Source organism: Bacillus aerius (genome assembly GCF_029894105.1).
In the GTDB taxonomy this organism is placed as follows: domain Bacteria; phylum Bacillota; class Bacilli; order Bacillales; family Bacillaceae; genus Bacillus; species Bacillus altitudinis.
Genome location: NZ_JARYHO010000001.1, coordinates 1,263,685 through 1,282,428 on the forward strand (window position 1 = coordinate 1,263,685; position 18,744 = coordinate 1,282,428).

23 protein-coding genes and 2 riboswitches are annotated in these 18,744 nt (G+C 40.0%); of the genes, 17 read left to right on the forward strand and 6 right to left on the reverse strand.

Annotation, left to right across the window (positions count from 1 at the left end; translation table 11 throughout):
• Positions 1–8 precede the first annotated feature (8 nt).
• The 4 genes from M2353_RS06505 (at position 9) to M2353_RS06520 (ending at position 3,251) form a co-directional block, all read left to right on the forward strand.
• Positions 9–1,256 carry a glutamate-5-semialdehyde dehydrogenase gene (locus M2353_RS06505; RefSeq protein ID WP_081114173.1) on the forward strand — a complete coding sequence of 416 codons (1,248 nt, stop codon included), beginning with the start codon at positions 9–11 and terminating at the stop codon, positions 1,254–1,256.
• A 125-nt stretch (positions 1,257–1,381) separates the two neighbouring features.
• The gene (locus tag M2353_RS06510; protein ID WP_024719625.1) at positions 1,382–2,518 is read left to right on the forward strand and encodes a Rap family tetratricopeptide repeat protein; all 1,137 of its coding nucleotides are present in this window, start codon (positions 1,382–1,384) and stop codon (positions 2,516–2,518) included.
• Positions 2,508–2,642, forward strand: a complete 135-nt coding sequence (locus tag M2353_RS06515; protein WP_008346190.1) for a hypothetical protein — start codon at positions 2,508–2,510, stop codon at positions 2,640–2,642. Before M2353_RS06510 ends, M2353_RS06515 begins: the two co-directional genes overlap by 11 nt.
• A 180-nt stretch (positions 2,643–2,822) precedes the next feature.
• The gene (locus M2353_RS06520; RefSeq protein WP_007498801.1) at positions 2,823–3,251 is read left to right on the forward strand and encodes an organic hydroperoxide resistance protein; all 429 of its coding nucleotides are present in this window, start codon (positions 2,823–2,825) and stop codon (positions 3,249–3,251) included.
• 33 nt (positions 3,252–3,284) lie between these two features.
• Here M2353_RS06520 and M2353_RS06525 read toward each other — a convergent pair whose 3' ends face one another.
• Positions 3,285–3,731, reverse strand: coding sequence for a MarR family winged helix-turn-helix transcriptional regulator (locus M2353_RS06525; RefSeq protein ID WP_008346188.1), 447 nt, complete (start codon positions 3,729–3,731; stop codon positions 3,285–3,287).
• A gap of 161 nt (positions 3,732–3,892) precedes the next feature.
• Here M2353_RS06525 and ohrB point away from each other — a divergent pair, with 161 nt between their 5' ends.
• Positions 3,893–4,309: an organic hydroperoxide resistance protein OhrB gene (gene ohrB / locus M2353_RS06530; protein ID WP_039170286.1), complete on the forward strand. Its 417-nt coding sequence runs from the start codon at positions 3,893–3,895 to the stop codon at positions 4,307–4,309.
• A gap of 76 nt (positions 4,310–4,385) precedes the next feature.
• Here the strand turns inward: ohrB and guaD are convergent, their stop codons facing one another.
• The 3 genes from guaD to M2353_RS06545 all read right to left on the reverse strand — a co-directional run bounded on the left by guaD (position 4,386) and on the right by M2353_RS06545 (position 8,709).
• A complete protein-coding gene (gene guaD, locus M2353_RS06535; RefSeq protein WP_008346184.1) occupies positions 4,386–4,856 on the reverse strand; it encodes a guanine deaminase in 471 nt (156 codons plus the stop codon).
• Between the two features lie 143 nt (positions 4,857–4,999).
• A complete protein-coding gene (gene metE / locus M2353_RS06540) occupies positions 5,000–7,288 on the reverse strand; it encodes a 5-methyltetrahydropteroyltriglutamate--homocysteine S-methyltransferase (protein WP_284725159.1) in 2,289 nt (762 codons plus the stop codon).
• Positions 7,289–7,444: 156 nt separating this feature from the next.
• Positions 7,445–7,637, reverse strand: a riboswitch (cobalamin riboswitch).
• Positions 7,638–7,749: 112 nt separating this feature from the next.
• Positions 7,750–8,709 (reverse strand): S8 family peptidase, encoded by a 960-nt coding sequence (locus M2353_RS06545; protein ID WP_007498796.1) that lies wholly within the window; start codon positions 8,707–8,709, stop codon positions 7,750–7,752.
• 415 nt (positions 8,710–9,124) lie between these two features.
• Here M2353_RS06545 and M2353_RS06550 point away from each other — a divergent pair, with 415 nt between their 5' ends.
• From M2353_RS06550 to M2353_RS06590, 9 genes are all read left to right on the forward strand, one after another.
• Positions 9,125–9,427 carry a DUF2178 domain-containing protein gene (locus M2353_RS06550; RefSeq protein WP_039170291.1) on the forward strand — a complete coding sequence of 101 codons (303 nt, stop codon included), beginning with the start codon at positions 9,125–9,127 and terminating at the stop codon, positions 9,425–9,427.
• Complete coding sequence (locus M2353_RS06555; protein WP_169476040.1) at positions 9,417–9,632, forward strand: helix-turn-helix transcriptional regulator; 216 nt, start codon at positions 9,417–9,419, stop codon at positions 9,630–9,632. The genes M2353_RS06550 and M2353_RS06555 overlap by 11 nt, the downstream gene beginning before the upstream one ends.
• Positions 9,633–9,831: 199 nt before the next feature.
• Complete coding sequence (locus M2353_RS06560; RefSeq protein WP_019743445.1) at positions 9,832–10,518, forward strand: response regulator transcription factor; 687 nt, start codon at positions 9,832–9,834, stop codon at positions 10,516–10,518.
• Positions 10,519–10,521: 3 nt separating this feature from the next.
• Positions 10,522–11,871, forward strand: a complete 1,350-nt coding sequence (locus M2353_RS06565) for an ATP-binding protein (protein WP_284725160.1) — start codon at positions 10,522–10,524, stop codon at positions 11,869–11,871.
• A 66-nt stretch (positions 11,872–11,937) separates the two neighbouring features.
• Positions 11,938–12,627: a PepSY domain-containing protein gene (locus M2353_RS06570; RefSeq protein ID WP_041507401.1), complete on the forward strand. Its 690-nt coding sequence runs from the start codon at positions 11,938–11,940 to the stop codon at positions 12,625–12,627.
• A 93-nt stretch (positions 12,628–12,720) separates the two neighbouring features.
• Positions 12,721–13,239, forward strand: coding sequence for a PepSY domain-containing protein (locus M2353_RS06575; protein WP_008346169.1), 519 nt, complete (start codon positions 12,721–12,723; stop codon positions 13,237–13,239).
• Positions 13,240–13,413: 174 nt separating this feature from the next.
• Positions 13,414–13,557, forward strand: a complete 144-nt coding sequence (locus M2353_RS06580) for a hypothetical protein (RefSeq protein WP_008346168.1) — start codon at positions 13,414–13,416, stop codon at positions 13,555–13,557.
• Positions 13,558–13,688: 131 nt separating this feature from the next.
• Positions 13,689–13,852, forward strand: a riboswitch (M-box (ykoK) riboswitch).
• 207 nt (positions 13,853–14,059) lie between these two features.
• On the forward strand, positions 14,060–15,418 hold the full coding sequence (gene mgtE / locus M2353_RS06585; RefSeq protein ID WP_284725161.1) for a magnesium transporter: 1,359 nt from the start codon (positions 14,060–14,062) through the stop codon (positions 15,416–15,418).
• 101 nt (positions 15,419–15,519) lie between these two features.
• Positions 15,520–15,918 (forward strand): hypothetical protein, encoded by a 399-nt coding sequence (locus M2353_RS06590; RefSeq protein WP_284725162.1) that lies wholly within the window; start codon positions 15,520–15,522, stop codon positions 15,916–15,918.
• A gap of 145 nt (positions 15,919–16,063) precedes the next feature.
• On the opposite strand, the gene M2353_RS06595 is transcribed toward M2353_RS06590, so the two are convergent.
• Positions 16,064–16,927 carry a LysR family transcriptional regulator gene (locus M2353_RS06595; RefSeq protein ID WP_284725163.1) on the reverse strand — a complete coding sequence of 288 codons (864 nt, stop codon included), beginning with the start codon at positions 16,925–16,927 and terminating at the stop codon, positions 16,064–16,066.
• 205 nt (positions 16,928–17,132) lie between these two features.
• Between M2353_RS06595 and M2353_RS06600 the strand changes: the two genes are divergently transcribed.
• Positions 17,133–17,495 (forward strand): cupin domain-containing protein, encoded by a 363-nt coding sequence (locus tag M2353_RS06600; RefSeq protein WP_081105410.1) that lies wholly within the window; start codon positions 17,133–17,135, stop codon positions 17,493–17,495.
• 258 nt (positions 17,496–17,753) lie between these two features.
• Here M2353_RS06600 and M2353_RS06605 read toward each other — a convergent pair whose 3' ends face one another.
• The gene (locus M2353_RS06605; protein WP_007498778.1) at positions 17,754–18,083 is read right to left on the reverse strand and encodes a MerR family transcriptional regulator; all 330 of its coding nucleotides are present in this window, start codon (positions 18,081–18,083) and stop codon (positions 17,754–17,756) included.
• Between the two features lie 192 nt (positions 18,084–18,275).
• On the opposite strand from M2353_RS06605, the gene M2353_RS06610 reads away from it, so the two are divergent.
• Positions 18,276–18,431, forward strand: a complete 156-nt coding sequence (locus M2353_RS06610; RefSeq protein ID WP_008346151.1) for a hypothetical protein — start codon at positions 18,276–18,278, stop codon at positions 18,429–18,431.
• A gap of 38 nt (positions 18,432–18,469) precedes the next feature.
• Positions 18,470–18,634: a hypothetical protein gene (locus tag M2353_RS06615; protein ID WP_008346148.1), complete on the forward strand. Its 165-nt coding sequence runs from the start codon at positions 18,470–18,472 to the stop codon at positions 18,632–18,634.
• The last annotated feature ends 110 nt before the right edge of the window (positions 18,635–18,744 follow it).

The following is an 18,744-nucleotide window of genomic DNA, read 5'->3' on the forward strand; positions in this document are numbered from 1 at the left end:
GGAAAACGATGAATGAAGTTCTAGAAAAAGCAAAAAAGGCAAGTGCAGCCAAAGATCAGCTGCTATTAAAAACGACTGAACAAAAGAATGCTGCATTAGACGCTATTGCAAAAGCATTAAAAGCATCTTCAGCTTATTTAATTGCCGAGAACCAAAAGGACGTTCAGGCGGCTATAGACAAAGAGTTCACGCCATCTGTGATCGACAGAATTACATTAACAGAAGAGAGAATTGAAGCGATTGCAGACGCTACGCATCAACTCATTCAGCTCAAAGACCCAATTGGTGAAACATTAGAAACCATTCAAAAAGAAAACGGGCTTTTCATTGAAAAAGTACGTGTGCCTCTTGGAACGGTTGGTATGATTTACGAAGCAAGACCAAACGTGACAGTCGATGCGGCCACTCTTTGCTTGAAAACTGGAAATGCTGTGATTCTTCGAGGAAGTTCATCGGCCATTCATAGTAATAAAGCGATTGTGAAAGTCATTCATGAAGCGCTGCAACCAACGGATATTCCAGTAGACAGTGTACAATTGATTGAAGATACAGGCCGTGAGACAGCTAAAACCCTGTTCACTTTAAATGACTATCTAGATGTCCTTATTCCACGCGGCGGGAAACATTTAATTGATCTTGTTGTGAGAGAGTCTACTGTTCCAGTACTTGAGACGGGTGCAGGGAATTGTCATATTTACATTGATGAAACAGCCCAAAAAGAAATGGCTGAACAAATTGTTCTGAATGCGAAAACACAAAGACCATCTGTTTGTAATGCCATTGAGAGCATTGTCATTCATGAAACGTGGGCAAAAGAACATGGCGCTTCGCTCTTTGAAGCACTTCAGACACATGGTGTAGAGATACGGGGCGATGAAGCAGTATGTGCACTTGCACCGAGTGCCACTTTAGCGACGACCACTGATTTTGAAACGGAATTTTTAGCGCCGATTGTCAGTATTAAAACCGTAAAGACCATGGAAGAGGCGATACAGCATATTCAAATGTATAGCTCTAAGCATTCTGAAGCGATCATTACGGAAAACGAGCAGCATGCGGCACTTTTCTTAACAGCCGTTGACGCAGCTGCTGTGTATCATAATGCATCTACCCGGTTTACAGATGGCTTTGAATTTGGCTACGGAGCGGAAATCGGCATTAGCACACAAAAATTGCATGCTAGAGGACCAATGGGTCTGCCAGCCTTAACCTCTGAAAAATTTGTGATTCGTGGTCAAGGACAAATAAGAGAATAACCAATCCAAAAAGAGAGTCTTATCGCACAAGGCTCTCTTTTTCCTTTCATTTTTGTATTTCTCCGGTCAAGTATGATAAAATATGGTAATGTTTTATATTTTGAGAAGATTGGAGAAGGCAACGTATGGCGAAAATCATTCCCTCTTCGGATATTGGAGTGAAAATCAACAAGTGGTATGAATTAATCCGCAGATTTGATTCAGAACAAGCAGAACAGTTAAAGCAGGAAATTCGCACCTCTCTTGATTCAATGGAAGAAGATCAGAATTTGCTTCTCTATTTTTCTTTAATGGAATTCAGGCATGAGGTCATGCTCGATTATTTAAAGCCATTAAAGGAAGGAAAGCTTCGCGCCAACTTTTCCGAGCTTTCGAAAGAAATAGATGAGCATCAAACGCATGTCACAGGCATGCTTGAATATTACTATCATTTCTTCAGAGGCATGTATGAGTTCGGCCGGAGAGAGTACATTGCTGCCATATCGTCCTATCAAAAGGCAGAGCACAAGCTTTCTTTTGTATCCGACGATATTGAACGTGCAGAATTTCATTTTAAAATGTCAGAAATATATTATCACATGAAACAAACACACATTTCGATGCACCATGCCAAACTAGCGCTGGATGTCTATATTCAGCACGAACTATATGCGCTTCGTACCATTCAGTGTGAATTTATTGTAGCCGGTAATTATGATGATATGAGAAGGCATGAAAAGGCATTGCCACATCTCGAAAGAGCACTTGCAAGATCAAGAGACTTTCAGAATGTGCGTTTTATTGCTTCTTCTTTGTTTAATATGGGCAACAGCTATTACAGAATGGGAGACTTGAACCGCGCACTCGACTTAATGAAAGAATCCATCTCATTATTTGATCAAAACCAATCTGATCATCTTCGTCGATCGATAGACCCTCTTTATACAGCCGCTCAGATCTTATACAAACAAGGTAAAAACGATGAAGCATTATATTACAGAGAAGAATGTATGAAACGAGCAGAAGCTCTGCAGGATGACATTCATATTCAGAAGACCATTTTTTTAGAAGCATTGTACTTACGACAAGATGCAGAGCATATTAAACGGATTTTCCATTTTTTAGAATCTTCCTATGCATATCCAGATATAGAAGAGCTGGCTTTAGACACCGCAAAGTATTATAATGAAATGGAGGATTATGAAAAATCTTCCATGTTCTATGGGGAAGCGGAACATGCTCGTATCTATATTCAGAGAGGGGATTGTTTATATGAATTTTAAAAAATGGGCAGTCGTCTGTACAAGCATCACGATCTTGGCATTATGGATCACATCACCTAATGCCGACCCCGATAACAGAAACCATACGCTAGAAAAACCGAATCCGCAGCATATCACGATCTGAAAAGCCCTTTTTAAAGGGCTTTTTTTATTGACCGCTTCAATCATCGTAGGTTGCACATTCATAAAAATAAAAAATGGAGGAAAGATGAAAGTGAGTGTTTTTTTTTCATTGACTCTTGAATTTAGATTGTGTACAATTCAATTGTAGAAAATATTAATAGAGCGAAAGAGGGTTATATTCATGTCAGAAGTTTTATTTACTGCAACGGTATCAGCTGTAGGAGGAAGAGAAGGTAAGGTTGTGTCAACAGATGGTGTACTAGAGCATGATGTAGCAATGCCAGGAACGCCAAGAGCGAAAAAGCTTGAGAAAGCAACGAATCCAGAGCAATTATTCGCAGCGGGCTATTCTGCATGTTTTGATTCAGCCCTTCAAATGGTCGCAAGACAAGAGCGTATCCGTTTTGAAAGTGAAGTAACGGCACATGTAAGCTTAATCAAAGACAGTTCAGACGGCGGTTTCAAACTAGGTGTTAAATTAGAAGTAAAAGGAACTGGAATTGAGCAATCTGCACTTGATGAACTTGTTCATAAAGCACACGGCGTTTGCCCATACTCAAAAGCAACGCAAGGAAACATTGAAGTAGAATTAGTAGCTGTCGCTCAATAATAGACATCAAAAAAAGGCTGAGGGAATATTCCCTCAGCCTTTTGATTGTGTTAATTTTTGCAGAAGCTCATGTAAAGAAGCGCGAAGTGTTTTCAGCTCTTCTTCTGATCTGCCTGTTCCAGACAGCATTTGAAATGGAATCGAAGTGGCCTTCTCTTGTAAAGCTTCTCCGTATTCTGTTAAACGAATTTGGACCGAACGCTCATCCTCTTTTGAACGTTCACGGATGATGAGTCCATTTTGTTCCATTCGTTTTAGCATAGGTGTGAGTGTACCGGAGTCTAAATATAAAAGCTCTCCCATTGTTTTCACATTTAATGTCCCATGCTCCCATAACAAAAGCAGTGCCAAATATTGCGGGTATGTGATATTTAACTCTTCTAATAATGGTTTATATTGCTTCGTCATTTCTCTTGAACTTGCATATAACAAGAAACAAAGCTGATTTTCCAGCTTCATATGTTCAAATTCATTTGTCATATCTGTCACCAACTATTTTTTGTCATACTTATCATTGTATAAGATTTTCTTCCTTTTTAAAATAAATACAGACTAAAAATGAAAAATTCTTCAATGTGCCATAAATGTTTGAGCAACGAATAGAACGTGAAAGGTATAAGTAGAAGAAGGAGGAGATCAAGATGAAACCATTATTTACTGCAAAAGTAAAAGCACAGCACGGAAGAGCAGGACATGTTCGTTCTGATGATGGTGTGCTTGACCACAACATTGTGATGCCAAACGCAAAGAAAGATGGAGAAACTGGTACGAATCCTGAACAATTATTTGCAGCGGGTTATGCGGCCTGCTTCGGAGGGGCGCTTGAACAAGTCGCCAAGAAGCAAGGTGTCGAAATTGAATCAGAAGTAGAAGGACATGTCAGTCTATTAAAAGATGAAAGTGATGGCGGTTTTAAACTTGGTGTGAAGCTGATTGTTTCTGCTAAAGGGCTTGATCATGACAAAGCGAAAGAGCTTGTTGAGGCTGCACATGAATTCTGTCCATATTCAAAAGCAACAAGAGGAAACATCGAAGTAGAGCTCGAAGTGGCGGACTAATGAAAAGAAAAAAGGGCTAAAATTTAGCCCTTTCTCAAGCACCTACTAACACCTGCTGTGGAGCAGGTGTCTTTTTTTAGTATTCTTTCTTTTTGTCGTATGTGTCCCATGCTTCAAATGGAGCAAGGGTTTTTTGAAGGGTCAGCTGGTAAAATGGAATGTTTCTTGATTCGTATTCTTTATTGATTTCTTCATAAATAAAGGAGTCATCAAAACCAGAAGTCGCTGCATCCTTGTGTCCGGCGGCAAAATATACGGCCTTTGGTCTAGCCCAATAGATAGCACCAAGACACATTGGACAAGGCTCACAGCTTGTATACAAAATACAGTCTTCTAATTGGTATGTATGTAGTGTTTGGCACGCCTTTCGAATAGCTGTCACTTCTGCATGTGCAGTTGGATCATTACTCGTTGTGACATTGTTGCTTCCCTCTGCAATAATCTGACCGTCTTTGACAATGACCGCTCCAAAAGGGCCGCCTGTGCCACTATTTACTCCTTCTACTGCAAGATCAATTGCGCGTTGTAAAAAAGCTTCGTGATTCATTGTCTTCCTCCCTTTGTTCGACTGACTTCTCTAGTATAAACGAATCATGATAGAAAAGGAATCACTTGTAGGAGGAGATCGAACAGGACAATTTGCGCATAAAAAACCCCTGCCAAATGTTCAGCAGGGGAAGAGTGAGTCCATTATGCGTGCTGCGCTAGCTTTTTACGAGCGACTTCAGCAGCTGTCACCATGTTTTTCAAAGCAGCAATGGTTTCAGGTTCTTGTCTTGTTTTCAGTCCACAGTCAGGGTTGACCCAGAAGCGATCTGTCGGACATACGTTCAGTGCATCATCAATGATTTTACTCATTTCTTCAACAGATGGAACGCGCGGGCTGTGGATGTCATATACCCCAAGTCCAAGACCTTTCAAATACGGATGTTTTTCTAAATAATCGAGGAACCCGCCATGACTGCGTGAATGTTCAATCGTAATCACGTCTGCATCAAGGTCTTCAATCGTATCAACAATATCCTCGAAGTTGCTGTAGCACATATGTGTATGAATTTGCGTTTCATTTTGAACAGACGATGTCGATAGACGGAATGACTCTGCTGCCCAGTTTAAGTATGCTGCCCAATCACTCTCTTTTAAAGGAAGACCTTCTCTTAGCGCAGGTTCATCCACTTGAATCACTTGAATACCCGCTGCTTCTAACGCTTCTACTTCTTTGCGTAAAGCAAAAGCGATTTGGAAGGCAATGTCTTTACGAGAGATATCTGTTCTTGGGAAAGACCAGTTTAAGATCGTGACAGGCCCTGTCAGCATTCCTTTGACTTTTTTCTCCGTTAAGCTTTGAGCGTAAACCGTTTCTTTCACTGTCATTGGCTCTGTAAATTCTACATCTCCATAAATGATCGGCGGCTTCACGCAGCGTGATCCATAAGATTGAACCCAAGCGAATTTTGTAAAGGCAAATCCAGCGAGTTTTTCACCGAAGTATTCAACCATGTCTGTACGTTCAAATTCTCCATGAACGAGTACATCTAGGCCAATCTCTTCTTGAATATCAATCCATCTTTTTGTTTCTTTTTTAATAAATTCATCATACTCTGCATCAGTCCACTCATTTTTGCGCCATTTTTGACGAGCACTGCGCACCTCAGCTGACTGAGGGAAGCTTCCGATTGTTGTGGTTGGAAGAAGCGGCAGTTCAAGAGATTCATTTTGAATGCGTAGTCGTTCTTCAAAAGCAACTGGACGTTTAAAATCTTTTGATGAAAGATTGTTGCGCTCTGCTGTCAGGTCCGCATTCGTTCCTTTCGCGAATTCTTTTAACGTCAGAAGTGCTTCATTTGCTGCATGGATGTCTGCATCAATGGCAGCCGCTCCTTTTGATAAGCCTTCTTTTAATAGCGTTAATTCAGACAGTTTTTCAGTGGCATAAGAAAGTCCGTTTAATAGTTTTTCTTCAAGCTGTTCGCTCGGATGTTTTGCAACTGGGACATGTAGCAGGCTGCTTGAAGGCTGCAGCCATACTTCTTTTGGCTGCACGTCAGCAATCACTTCAGAAATAAACGATAATCTTTCTCCTAGATCTGATCTCCAAATATTTCTGCCGTCGATGATACCGGCTGCTAAAATTTTATCTTTTGGGAAGCCGTGTTTTTTCAATTGTTCAAGGTTTCGTCCTTGATCATGGACAAAATCAAGACCGATGGCTTCAACAGGATACGTGACAAGCTCTTCATAGGCATCTACTGAGTCAAAGTATGTTTGAAGGAGAACGTTTAAGGCAGGTACAGCTTCTTTAATCGTTTGATAGATGGCTTTTACTGCTTTCACGTCTTCACTTGAAGCTGTGACTAAAGCAGGCTCATCAATTTGAACCCATTTTACACCGGCTTCTTCAAGCTCTTTTAACAACTGAGTATAAAGCGGCACTAGGCGCTGCTGAATCTCTTTCACTTCATTGGCTTCATAGCCTTTAGAAAGAGAAACAAATGTATAAAGACCAAGAACGACAGGTTTTGTTTCAACACCAAACGCTTTTTTCACCTTTTCGTATGCTTCAAGCGGTTTGTTATGTGTGAGTTTGAATTCTGTGCTTTTTTCGTATTCTGGAACGATGTAGTGATAGTTTGTATTAAACCATTTTGTCATTTCACTTGAGACAGCATCTTTTGTTCCTCTTGCCATCGCAAAGTATGTATCTAGCGGGTCTTTCAAGCTGCGGAAGCGCTCTGGAATCCAATTGAACATAACGGCAGTATCCAGCACGTGATCATAGAAGGTGAAGTCGCCAGAAGGAACAACGTCAATTTGTTGATCAATTTGAGTTTTAATAGCGGCTAAAAATTGTTCATCGAGTGTGCTTAAGAGGGTTTCTCGGTCAGTTTGACCTTTCCAATAAGACTCAAGTGCTTTTTTCCATTCTCTGTTTAAACCAATTCGCGGGAAACCTAGATTACTTGTTTTAACAATTGTCAATTCCAATTCCTCCTCTAAATATAAAAAGACACTCACACTCATGGTCAAGATTGATGAGGGCAAATGTCTGGTTTAAAAAGACAAAATGTGTGTGCGAAAGAAGGCGTAAGTATCAATGACGAACGCTTTTCCGACATCTCCTATCAACCGTAGGGGGTTTGATGTGATAGAGCGGCTGGTATCCTGGCTAGTGAATCTGCAAGCTTTTCATCCTTCCCATCCTCACGACAGTGGATGATTAACGAAAAGCTCTCCTCACTTACAGTGGCGGGACCGCGCCGGATTTTCACCGGTCTTCCCAATTAAAATTCGACGTGTGATCGAATTACCGACTCTCAAACTATGAATTTATTGTGTTCGATTATATAACGTTCACTTCATTTCGTCAAAGTAAATTTTGAATAATTTTAATTAAAAAAATCCTGAGAAAATTCTATCTTTTCTCAGGACCTAACATGTACCTATAGAGACAAAAGTTCTGCTTCTAATGTTTTCTCAAGAAGTACATCTGGTGCAGTTAAATATAAAAACCCGTTTCCTACAAGGGTTTTCGATTGTTTTAGCGGAAGGGTTCTCCGTACGAGCTGAGCATATACCTCAGGTTCTGTCAGCTTACGCTGGAACGCTTCTTCTTCGGCATTTTTAATAATGGCGAGTGCACCGCTCACATGAGGGGCAGCCATGGAAGTGCCTGTTAGTCTTCCGTATTTATGGTTAGGGAGAGTGGATAAAATGTCTTCACCTGGAGCGACGAGGTCGATTTCTTTATTCGCATTGGAGAATTCAGAGGATTCTCTTGCAAGAGAGACAGAGCCGACGGCAATGACCTCGTTGTATGCAGCTGGGTAGGAGAACTCTTCAGTACGCTCGTCTCCGTCACCTTCATTTCCTGCTGCGCAGACAACAAGCACACCGCTGCTTACCGCATGTTGGATGGCCTTTTGCAGTTCTGGTTCATTGCTTGGCCCACCGAGAGACATGGAAATAATATCAACCTTCTGTTCAACCGCATAGTTAATGCCATTGATAATCCATTCGTATTTCCCGCTGCCATTTTTCCCTCCAAGAACTTTCACGATCAACAGCTTGGCTTCAGGGGCAACACCTAAAATGCCACCATTTTGATCCGTTGCTGCAATCGTTCCTGATACATGGGTACCATGCCCGTTGTAGTCTTTTACATTCTCAGCATCGCCATTGTCATCATCGGTAAAGTTTTTTCCTCCGATAATCTGATCTTTTAAATCGGGATGCTCCGTGTCGCAACCTGTATCAAGGACAGCAATGGTTATGCCTTTTCCTTTGAAGCCACTTGACCAAAGTTCGGGTGCTTTAATCTCCTGAATACTTTCCGGCGTCTCTTTCGCTTCCATCACATTGGCTTTTACTTCATACGGAATTAAGCGAATTTCACCTTTCATAAGAAAGCCCTCCTTATTTTGTTTTCAAAGTAGATTCAGGTTGCGTAATGTTATTGTATAAAACAAATGTTTGATCGGAAAGGGTCAATTGTAATAATTTTTCAAATAATCAAATAATTATTTATTATGCAGTTCTCCTCATATCTTGCCGAAAGAAGTCACCTTTTGAGGAAAACTCTTAGTATCATATGAAAAAGAATGAAATGTTGCATAGTGAGCTTGCACCTGTACAGATGAAAATGGGTGAAAAGAACTAAAAAAGGCAGATCGAAAAAACAATCATATAAAGAGATAGAGGATGACAGAAAAGAAAAAGGTACATGCCATGTGCAGATAATTGTTTTTTCATTATAATGATCGAAAGAATATAGAATGTAAAAAGTATTTGACATTTTGATTAGGAGGGGACTAACCGTTGGATGTTGTCAAAGTTGTGTATTCAGTCATCTTATTAGTGGTCGGACTGTTCATTTTTATCGCGCCTATGATTCAAAAGGGTGATGAAAGAAAGAGATTTATCTACTCAAAAGCTCAATCGTATGCATTTATGGTGGTCATTGGTATGCTTTTATTAGAAGTCGCAGAGTCCATATTTTTAACGACCCAAGGGAACAATTCTGATAAGGGGTTTGGGATTTCTCCCATCATGTTCCTAACTGTGATGTCGGTCATATATTTAGTTACATTACTCATATACAGAAAAAAATATGGTGATTAAATTGCAAAATCATATAAGAGAACTAAGGAAATCCATTAAATTATCCCAAGAAGAACTTGCTAAACGATGTAAGGTCTCGAGACAAACCATCAATGCCATTGAAAACGATAAGTACGACCCTACTTTACAATTAGCCTTTGACATCGCCTCTGTTTTGAATACGACTGTAGATGAGCTTTTTGTCAGTCAACCTAAAAAGAAGTAAGGGACCAGCCTCAGAAAAGAGGCTTTTTTTGTTGATTTGTGTAATGTGAAAGGATCAGCTGAAAATAAAAATCAACCATATTACATAACAATTCCTCATTCATGAAAAATAAGATATGAAGATTGTGACTGTTCCAATGGAGAAAGGCAACATATAATAATGGAAAGACAAGCTTGCCTTTCAGATAGGAGAGATAGAGATGAACAAAGGGAAGATACTCGTGGTAGAAGATGAAAAGAAAATTGCAAGAGTGCTGTCATTAGAACTTGAATATGAAGGATATGAGGTCACAGTCCAAGATACAGGGATGAAAGGACTCCAGGCGCTCGAAGAGGAGAGTTTTGATTTAGTGCTTCTAGATGTCATGCTTCCAGAATTAAGCGGACTTGAAGTGCTTAGAAGGGTTCGAAAGACAAATACGGCAACACCGATCATTTTGATTACCGCAAGAGGAAGTGTTCCCGATAAGGTCAGCGGTCTTGATCTTGGGGCAAACGATTATATTACAAAACCCTTTGATATAGAAGAATTATTAGCGCGAATTCGTGCACAGCTGAGGTTCAATCACAATGCGCAAGAGGAAAAGGAAATTGAGCTAAGTATTGCAGATTTAACGGTGAATGAGAAAACAAGAGAAATTCAAAGAGGCGATCAGACGCTTGAGCTGACACCGAGAGAATATGACTTGCTTGTTCATTTATTGAAACATCAGCAGCAAGTGCTCACAAGAGATCAGCTTTTAACAGCTGTTTGGGGTTTTGATTATTTTGGTGACACGAACGTGGTTGATGTCTATATTCGCTATTTAAGAAAAAAAATCGATTACCCGTTTGAAAAACAATTGATTCACACAGTGAGAGGTGTGGGTTATGTGATGAAAGGATAAAGCATGAGATTAAAAAATAAGATCCAGCTTTATACATCGTTGTCCTTGTTTTTAATGGTGCTGCTGTTTCATACAGCGATTTATTTTATTTTTTCGATGACCTTGACGCAAAAAGATATGTCCAGACTGTCGGAAGTAGCTGAAAATATTGCTATTGCACTAAAGAAGTCAGAAGAAGAGGGCCTTCCATCTTCAGAGCTTCTGAAAGCGTATCTGCCTCAAAATGGTATGATCCGTGTCGTCACAGAGAAAGGTGAATCAAAGCTGACCGTCACGAAGGAATCTACGTTTAGCTCACTTCCTTTTACATACGAATCTGGTCAGACAGCAGAAATTCAAGAATACAATAAACATATGATTGCGTTCGCGGCTATCCCTGTCATTTGGACAAATGGGGACATTGTGTCGCTGCAAGTATATGAAGAAATTGAAAATACAGAAGAGAACTTGGCGTTATTAAAAATGATTTTAATCACTACTGGCGTTTTGTTTATTGTGCTTTCTTATTTTGCAGGCCACATTTTAACAAAACAAATTGTCCGCCCAATTAGTCGAATGACCAATACGATGAAAGCAAGTATGAGAGAAAAGGCATTTAAACGAATTGAATTAACAGGCGATTCAAAGGATGAACTGTATCAAATGGGTCAAACCTTTAATGAAATGGCCGAAATTCTCGAGAAACATTATGAGAAAGAGCAGCAATTTTTACACGATGCTTCTCATGAATTGAAAACACCCATTACCGTCATCATGAGCTACAGCAATTTACTAAAACGCTGGGGGCAAAGCCGGCCAGAGGTCGTAGAAGAATCCTCTCAAGCCATTCATGATGAGGCAAAAAAAATGAAAAGGCTGACAGATCAACTACTCACACTGGCGAAAAATGGGCAGCCGCTTTACTTGGACATGAAGCCGGTTGATCTTGGTCAAATGTGCAGCCAAGTTGGCCATACACTTGAAGTGGCAACCAATCGAACCATCCTTACTCATGTACAAACAGATCAGCCTGTGATTGCTGAAGGGGACGAAGAGAAGATCAAACAGCTTTTGACCATCTTGATTGATAATGCGGTTAAATATAGTGCAGAGCCAGTTGATGTGAACTGCGGACGAGCAGGAGAGAAACCGTTTATTTCGGTTGTTGACAAAGGAATTGGCATAAAAGAAGAGGATCTGCCGAAAATCTTTGACCGCTTTTTCCGTGTGGATGAAGCGAGAAACAGTGAGACGGGCGGGACTGGACTTGGCCTGTCAATTGCGAAGCAAATTGCTGAAGAGCATGGGGCTGAGCTAAAGGTAGACAGCCGTATCGGTGAAGGAACCGTGATGACCATTCTTTTTCAGAAATAAGTAGGTCTTTTCTCATCAATTTCTCATTTCCTCCTTATAAAATAGGAAATAGGAAGGAGGCGCTGCATGTCTAAAAAAATGAAAATGCTGCTTACGCTCACAGGATGTCTTTTCATTCTTGTGGCCTTTGCAATGCTCATGATTCAAACCATTGACCAAAAAATATTAAGCGAAGCAGACATTAAAAAAATCATCGCAAAAGACTACAATGGAAACATCACAAATATTGATCTGATCAATCATAAACAGGACTATACATTGACGCTTGAAAATTCAAATGGCATCTATCAAATCATTGCATCTTCCTCAAGCGGTCAAATGAAAGAGATGAAACAGTTAAAGAGCTATCAAAAACCAAATGAGAAAAATGCCGAACTCCAAGCAGAAGAAGTGGCAGTGAAAAAAGTGAAGGGTACCGTGATTCAAAAGAAAGAAAAATCGGATCGCTTTATCTTTACGATTCAATCAAAAAAAGAACTGTATCAAGTGGATGTTGAGAAAGACACGTTCAAGGTGATTGAAGCAGAAAAGAAAAAGCCAACCTCTAAAGAAAAGAAGCTGACAAAAATAACGGTAGAAGAAGCCATTCAGATTGCCGTAAAAGAAGTGGGCGGCACAGTGGATGATGCAGATCTTGAAACTTTTAGCGGAATGCTCGTGTTTGAGGTAGAGCTTGATTTGCCGGATGGAAGAGAGGCAGAGGTGTTAGTGAATGCCTATACAGGAGATATTGAAGGCATTACGTACGAAAACTAATCATTTTCTCATGATTTTCTCATGTTCCTTTCCTTCCTTTATCATCTTGTTTTTTTAAGATAAAGGAGAAATCAAACAGAGGAGGAATGAAATATGATAAAAAAAGTACTAGTAGCTACAGCATTCACAGGAGCCCTTGTCGCAGGTGGTTTCACCCTTCAAGCGCAAAATACCAATCAAACGGCAAATGCCGAACAAGTGGTGCAAAAGAAATCTTCATTTGTCTCAAAGAAACAGGCTGAAAAAGCAGCATTAAAAGTTGTGAAAGGCTATGTAGATGATGTAGATCTTGAGCGTAAAAAAGGAAAATGGGTATATGAGGTCGAGATTAAAAAAGGCGGCTTTGAATATAAAGTATATGTCGATGCCAAAACAGGCAAAGCGCTCAATGATCCAGTCAAAGAAAAGAAACAAAATGTAAAAATCACCAAAAAACAGGCTGAACAAATTGCCCTTGCAAAAGTAAAAGGAACAGTCACAGATTCAGAATTAGATAAAGAAAATGGTGTGTACTTATATGAAATTGAAATTACGACACCAAGCGGCGAAGAAGTTGATTTTGAGATTTCCGCTAAAACAGGCAAAATCCTCAAGCAAGAATGGGACGATTAAGCTATAAATGAACCTTTGAGCGTGATAGAAAACCTTTGCAGTCCTAGGAAGGACGAGTACTGGCGCGGGGCGAATTTGACATTCGTGAGCACCAGCACGCACACGCTGAACCTTACACTTTTATGTGTAAGGTTTTTTCATTGGGACAAACTACTGGAAAGGAGGCGAGAGAATATGATGAAGAAAAAAGAAGAAGAACAGACGATGGATCGTGCGGAATATGTTCCCCATCCTGATGGAGAAGGATATGCTTTGTTTTTGCATGATTCTTTTCATCTCCTCTCCCAAGAGGATATGAATCAGCCGGAAGAGGAATAGAAGACGTGAAAGGGCGATGGTCAACTTGTCTATCGCTCTTTTTTTGAAAAGTAAGCGAATACATCAGAAAACTTGGCATCTTGCTTATTGACATCATTGCGCTTTTTCTGTAATCTCAGTGTGTCAACAATATGAGACTTCGTTAGGTGAGGCTCCTGTATGGAGATACGCTGCTGCCCAAAAATGTCCAAAGACGCCAATGGGTCAACAGGAATCATCGACATAAGGTGATTTTTAATGCAGCTGGATGAATCCTATGCCATACAGTGCTAAAGCTCTACGATTGAAGGAGCAAGTGTTTATTTGTCATGCTTACAAAGCGCCTTCATTCGGTTGAAGGTGCTTTTTTATGAGAAAAGGAGGTGTGGGGATGGATCATCCCGATTCGAGACACATAGAGAGTATCTCAAAAGATCAGATTGACGCATCAGATAGCGGAGATCCTGACCCCCGCACAATCTAAGGGATTCGGGTATCTCCTGATTTTGGGGAGGTAACAGCGATGATACAGAACATTACGTACGATGAACTCATTTTACGCATCATTATTTTACTAAGAGATGGGAAACGTAAAGAATTTAAAAACATTATGGAAGAACTTCAGCCTTATGATATGGCCTACTTATTCAAGGAGCTTCCAGAAAAACACCGCGGCCGCTTTCTCAGCTTTTTAACAGTCGATGACGTGACGGAAATGATGGGTGAACTGGAGCGGGAATATCAAGAGATTGTTCTTGAAAAAGTAGGGAAAGACAAAGCCACCTTCGTCACAAACAAAATGGATAACGATGATCTAGCCAACTTGTTTGATGAGATGGAGGATGAGCTGAAGGAGCAGCTTTTATCTAACATGGAAGCAGAGGAATCCAAGGCCGTACAGCTTCTCATGAATTACCCTGCTGAGACAGCAGGCCGGATCATGACCAATCGGTACGTTTGGATTCCGCAGCATTATACGGTTCAGGATGCCGTGGTGAAGCTGAAAAGCTTTGCTGAAATTGCCGAATCGATCAACTACTTATATGTCATAAATGATCAAAAACAGCTTGTAGGGGTACTCTCATACAGGGATCTTATTTTAGGTGAGCCAGATGAAAAAGTGCAGGATCTTATGTTTACACGAGTCATTGCCGTTGGTGCCTTTCAAGACCAGGAAGAAATCGCAAAGCTCATTGAGCGATATGATTTCCTTGCCATCCCTGTTGTAGAAGAGAACAATGTCTTAGTCGGAATTGTGACAGTCGATGATATCATTGATGTTGTGATTCAAGAGGCAGGAGAAGACTATGAAAAGTTTGCTGCCTCTGGTAAAGATATCACGTTCGACACACCGGCATTTGTGGCGGCATACCGCCGTCTTCCATGGCTCATTTTGCTCCTATTCATTGGGCTGATTTCAGGCAGTATCTTGAATTATTTTGAAGATACCTTGCAGCAAGTCGTTGCTTTAGCATTCTTCATGCCGATGATTGCAGGTATGACAGGGAATACAGGGACACAGTCTCTAGCGGTTGTCATTAGAGGATTGTCAAAAGAAGAATTAACGAAAAAAACCATTATGCGCTTGATTTTCAGAGAGCTGAGAACAAGTATTTATATTGGGATTGTTTGTTCAATCATTATTACAGTCGTTGCCATGGTATGGCAGGGCAATATGATTTTAGGTTTTGTTGTTGGTTCCTCGCTTCTTGCAACACTGATTATTGGGACGATGGCAGGTACGGTCGTGCCGATTATTTTACACAGATTAAACGTCGACCCAGCCATTGCATCTGGACCGCTGATCACAACATTGAATGATATTTTATCCTTACTCATCTATTTTGGAATTGCAACAGCATTTCTTCATACACTGATGTAGTCAAAAGACTGTAAAATGTAACGTTTTACAGTCTTTTTTGAATAAAGATTGCATATAGCGCTTCCATCCTTTACATTTTAAGGAGAAGGTGGGAGAAAAAAATGAAGAAGTTTTTATTCATTTTCATGTGCATTGTTTTGCTAAGTGCATGTTCAAGAGAAGACGAGGGGAAAGACAGAAGACTTGTGGCATCAGAGCATATGTTAGAAGCGATAACTGAAGGAAATAAACGAAAAATGGACAATGTCTATGTCGAAGGCGCAGTCCCAAGCCCAAGTGACATTCTTAAATCGAAAAAGGAATGGGGAATTGAGACGCTTTCTTATGAAGATTTTCAATTGGAAGAAGCCAGCATCCATGTCTTTCATGCAAATTATAAAGATGCAAACACTGGAGAAAAAAAGGCGCTTGCCTTTCGGGTGAAAGAAGATCCTGAAAAAGGCGGCGTACGAATTGACTTTGTAGGGGTTGTTGCAGGAACTGACGCTTCATCTAAATAAAAAGTATCGTTCATATGCTTTATGATAAATCAGGCATAAGTTGAGATAATGTAAAAGGATAGAAGAGCTGAAAGAATGTCGCTCTATCTATCCTCTTTTTTTATCACACATGATCTTATTAATGAAAACAATGATTTGTCTCAGATCATATATTCGTAATGCCTATTAACTCCATAAATTGTGACAGAGCACTGGTCATGTACGAATCACGTCGCCTGATCAACACAGTGGGCACGATCCGATGTGGTTCCGGTAATGGATGACAGGTAAATTTGCCTTCCCCCCGAGATTCAATCATAGATTTTGGTAATATAGTCACTCCCAGCCCGCTTTCAACACATTTAAGGACGCCCTCTAACGTACCATATTCCATGACCTTCATAGGAGGATAGCCGTTGTTCTCTAGCCACTTTTGCCATCGTCCTAAATAAATACAATGGGCGAATGACGAGAGCAACGGCTCATGTAAAATAGATTCTACCTGGAATTGCTCCGTGGAGTAGCTTGTAATGAGAACGAGGGATTCTTCCAATACAGGATACTCGATGATTTCTGGATGAAGAATTGGCCCATCTACTAACGCGCTGTCTACTTTGTAGTTGAGGATAGCGCTAACTTGGTCGACTGTAGGTGCCATATACAAGCTCAATTCTACTTGTGGAAATTTTTTGTGATATTCTGTGAAAATGCTGGGCAATCTTGTAGATGCGGTGGACTCTATAGATCCAATGTGTAAAGATCCCCGCGGAGTAGAGGAAAGCTTTACTGCTTCTATCGCTTCTTCGTAATCGTATAGTAATTTATTTACATAGGGCAGCAGTTCACGTCCTGCAGGCGTTAAAGATATTTTCTTATGATATCGATAGAGAAGAGGTACACCTAACTCTTGTTCAAGACGTTGGATTCTTGCGGTGACATTGGACTGCACATAATTTAATTTTTGAGCAGCTTTTGTGATGCTTTGTTCAATGGCAACGGCTTTAAATACTTCCAAAGATTTAATATCCAAACTAACTCTCCTTTTTTGCATCACAAATTGTGATGATCTATATGCTATTTTTTGATTTTACGTGATCCAAAGAAGTATGTAAACTAAATGATAGAAGAGGTTGATGCTCATTGCGTCCCTTTTATCTGATCGAGAGGAGAAAATGAGAATTTTTTAGCTGTGGCAATTAAAACAGACGTTTCCATTTAATAAGGAGGGGAATCGATTGATTTCAAAGGTAAATATCGAAGAAAAATTTTCGCAAATAAATGATTATTGGAATCCTAGAATAGGTGGAGAGTTGAACGACTCATACATGAAAATGGTGAAAATGAAGGGTGAATTCATTTGGCATCACCATGATGATGAGGATGAAATGTTCTTTGTGTGGAAAGGCAATCTAGTCATCCGTTTTAGGGATAGGGAAATAACGCTTCATGAAGGAGAATTTCTTGTGATTCCAAAAGGAGTTGAACATCAGCCAATTGCTGAAGAAGAAGTTCACTTGCTCTTAATAGAACCCAAAACGACGCTAAACACGGGGAATGTGCTCAATGAACGAACTGTTTCGATTCCTGAACAAATTTGAAAAACTAAATCGTTAAAGATCAAGTATCTTAGGTGATAAATAGTTGAATGGTTGTTTTAGCTAATAACGAGGCTGCAATTGCTGCCTCGTTTTGTTGCTTCAATGATTCAAGATGAGCTGTAACGCATTTCCTTTCGCTACCTGAAATAGACTCTTCAGCAAGAATCGGTCTTTGGGTCAGTTCGTGCTTTCATCGATTCATATTCAGGACGATCAGATGCTAAGTCTATTTTGCCGAGTAAGCGATTGTTATTTAGTTCATCGATTCTTGTACCGGAAGTGCGCGTTGATCTGTCCTTCCAGCATTTTTTTCTTATATTGTCCGCTTTTTAATGCCTGTTCTTTTTTCTTCATGTCTTTTAAAATTTCCGCTGTCTGCACACCATCTTCCCGTTTATTGGCGATATCCATTAAACGTTCTACATCAGAAAAAGAATATTTCCGTGTGCCTCTTGTTGAGCGCTGGGGGTAGATGAGTTTACGTTCCTCATAATATCGGATTTGCCTGACGGAAAGCCCTGTTAATTCACTGACAATCCCGATTGAAATGACTTTTTTATCTTTATAAGATACATCTTCCTGCGTCATATCCTCACCCCTGCAAGTCTTTTCTTCATATTATATCGAACAGTCAGTAAAAAAACCTAACGTTTGTTAGATAATATAACACAAAAATGAAAAAAACGAAAAACAATGGAAGGAAAATTAACATATAAAGTGCAAATCATATCACGTGAACATATGATAAGAAAAAGAAAAAATAAGGAGGAGGCGCACTTGATGGAGAAAACACAGATCATCCGTATGGCAAAAGAAATCATCGCATTAGATGTGAAGAGGGATGAACTGCTGGAGCAGTTCATGCAGGCTGCGGGTCAGAATGCACATGCTCTTCTTAGAGCCGTACAAAATGATTTGTATAAAAAGTCCTCATAAGCACCCGATCCATATCCATTGATAGGAGGGGAGAAGTCATGCGGCGTATATTAAAAGAAGCTTTAGCGAAAGAAAGACATTATTATACGAAGCAGCTTTGCTCACTTGGGGTGTATAGCCCTGATATGACCAAGAACATGACAATTAGTGACTTGAAAAAAGAGTATCACTTCTTTTTCAACAAAACAGATCGCTATCTTTAACATCCCTTATCATGTGCGTTGTCACATGAAGGGTTCTTTTTTTGTGTTTAATATTATAGCAATATTGGATTTTGTAGAAATTTGACGAATCAAATGTAAGAAAATATAGA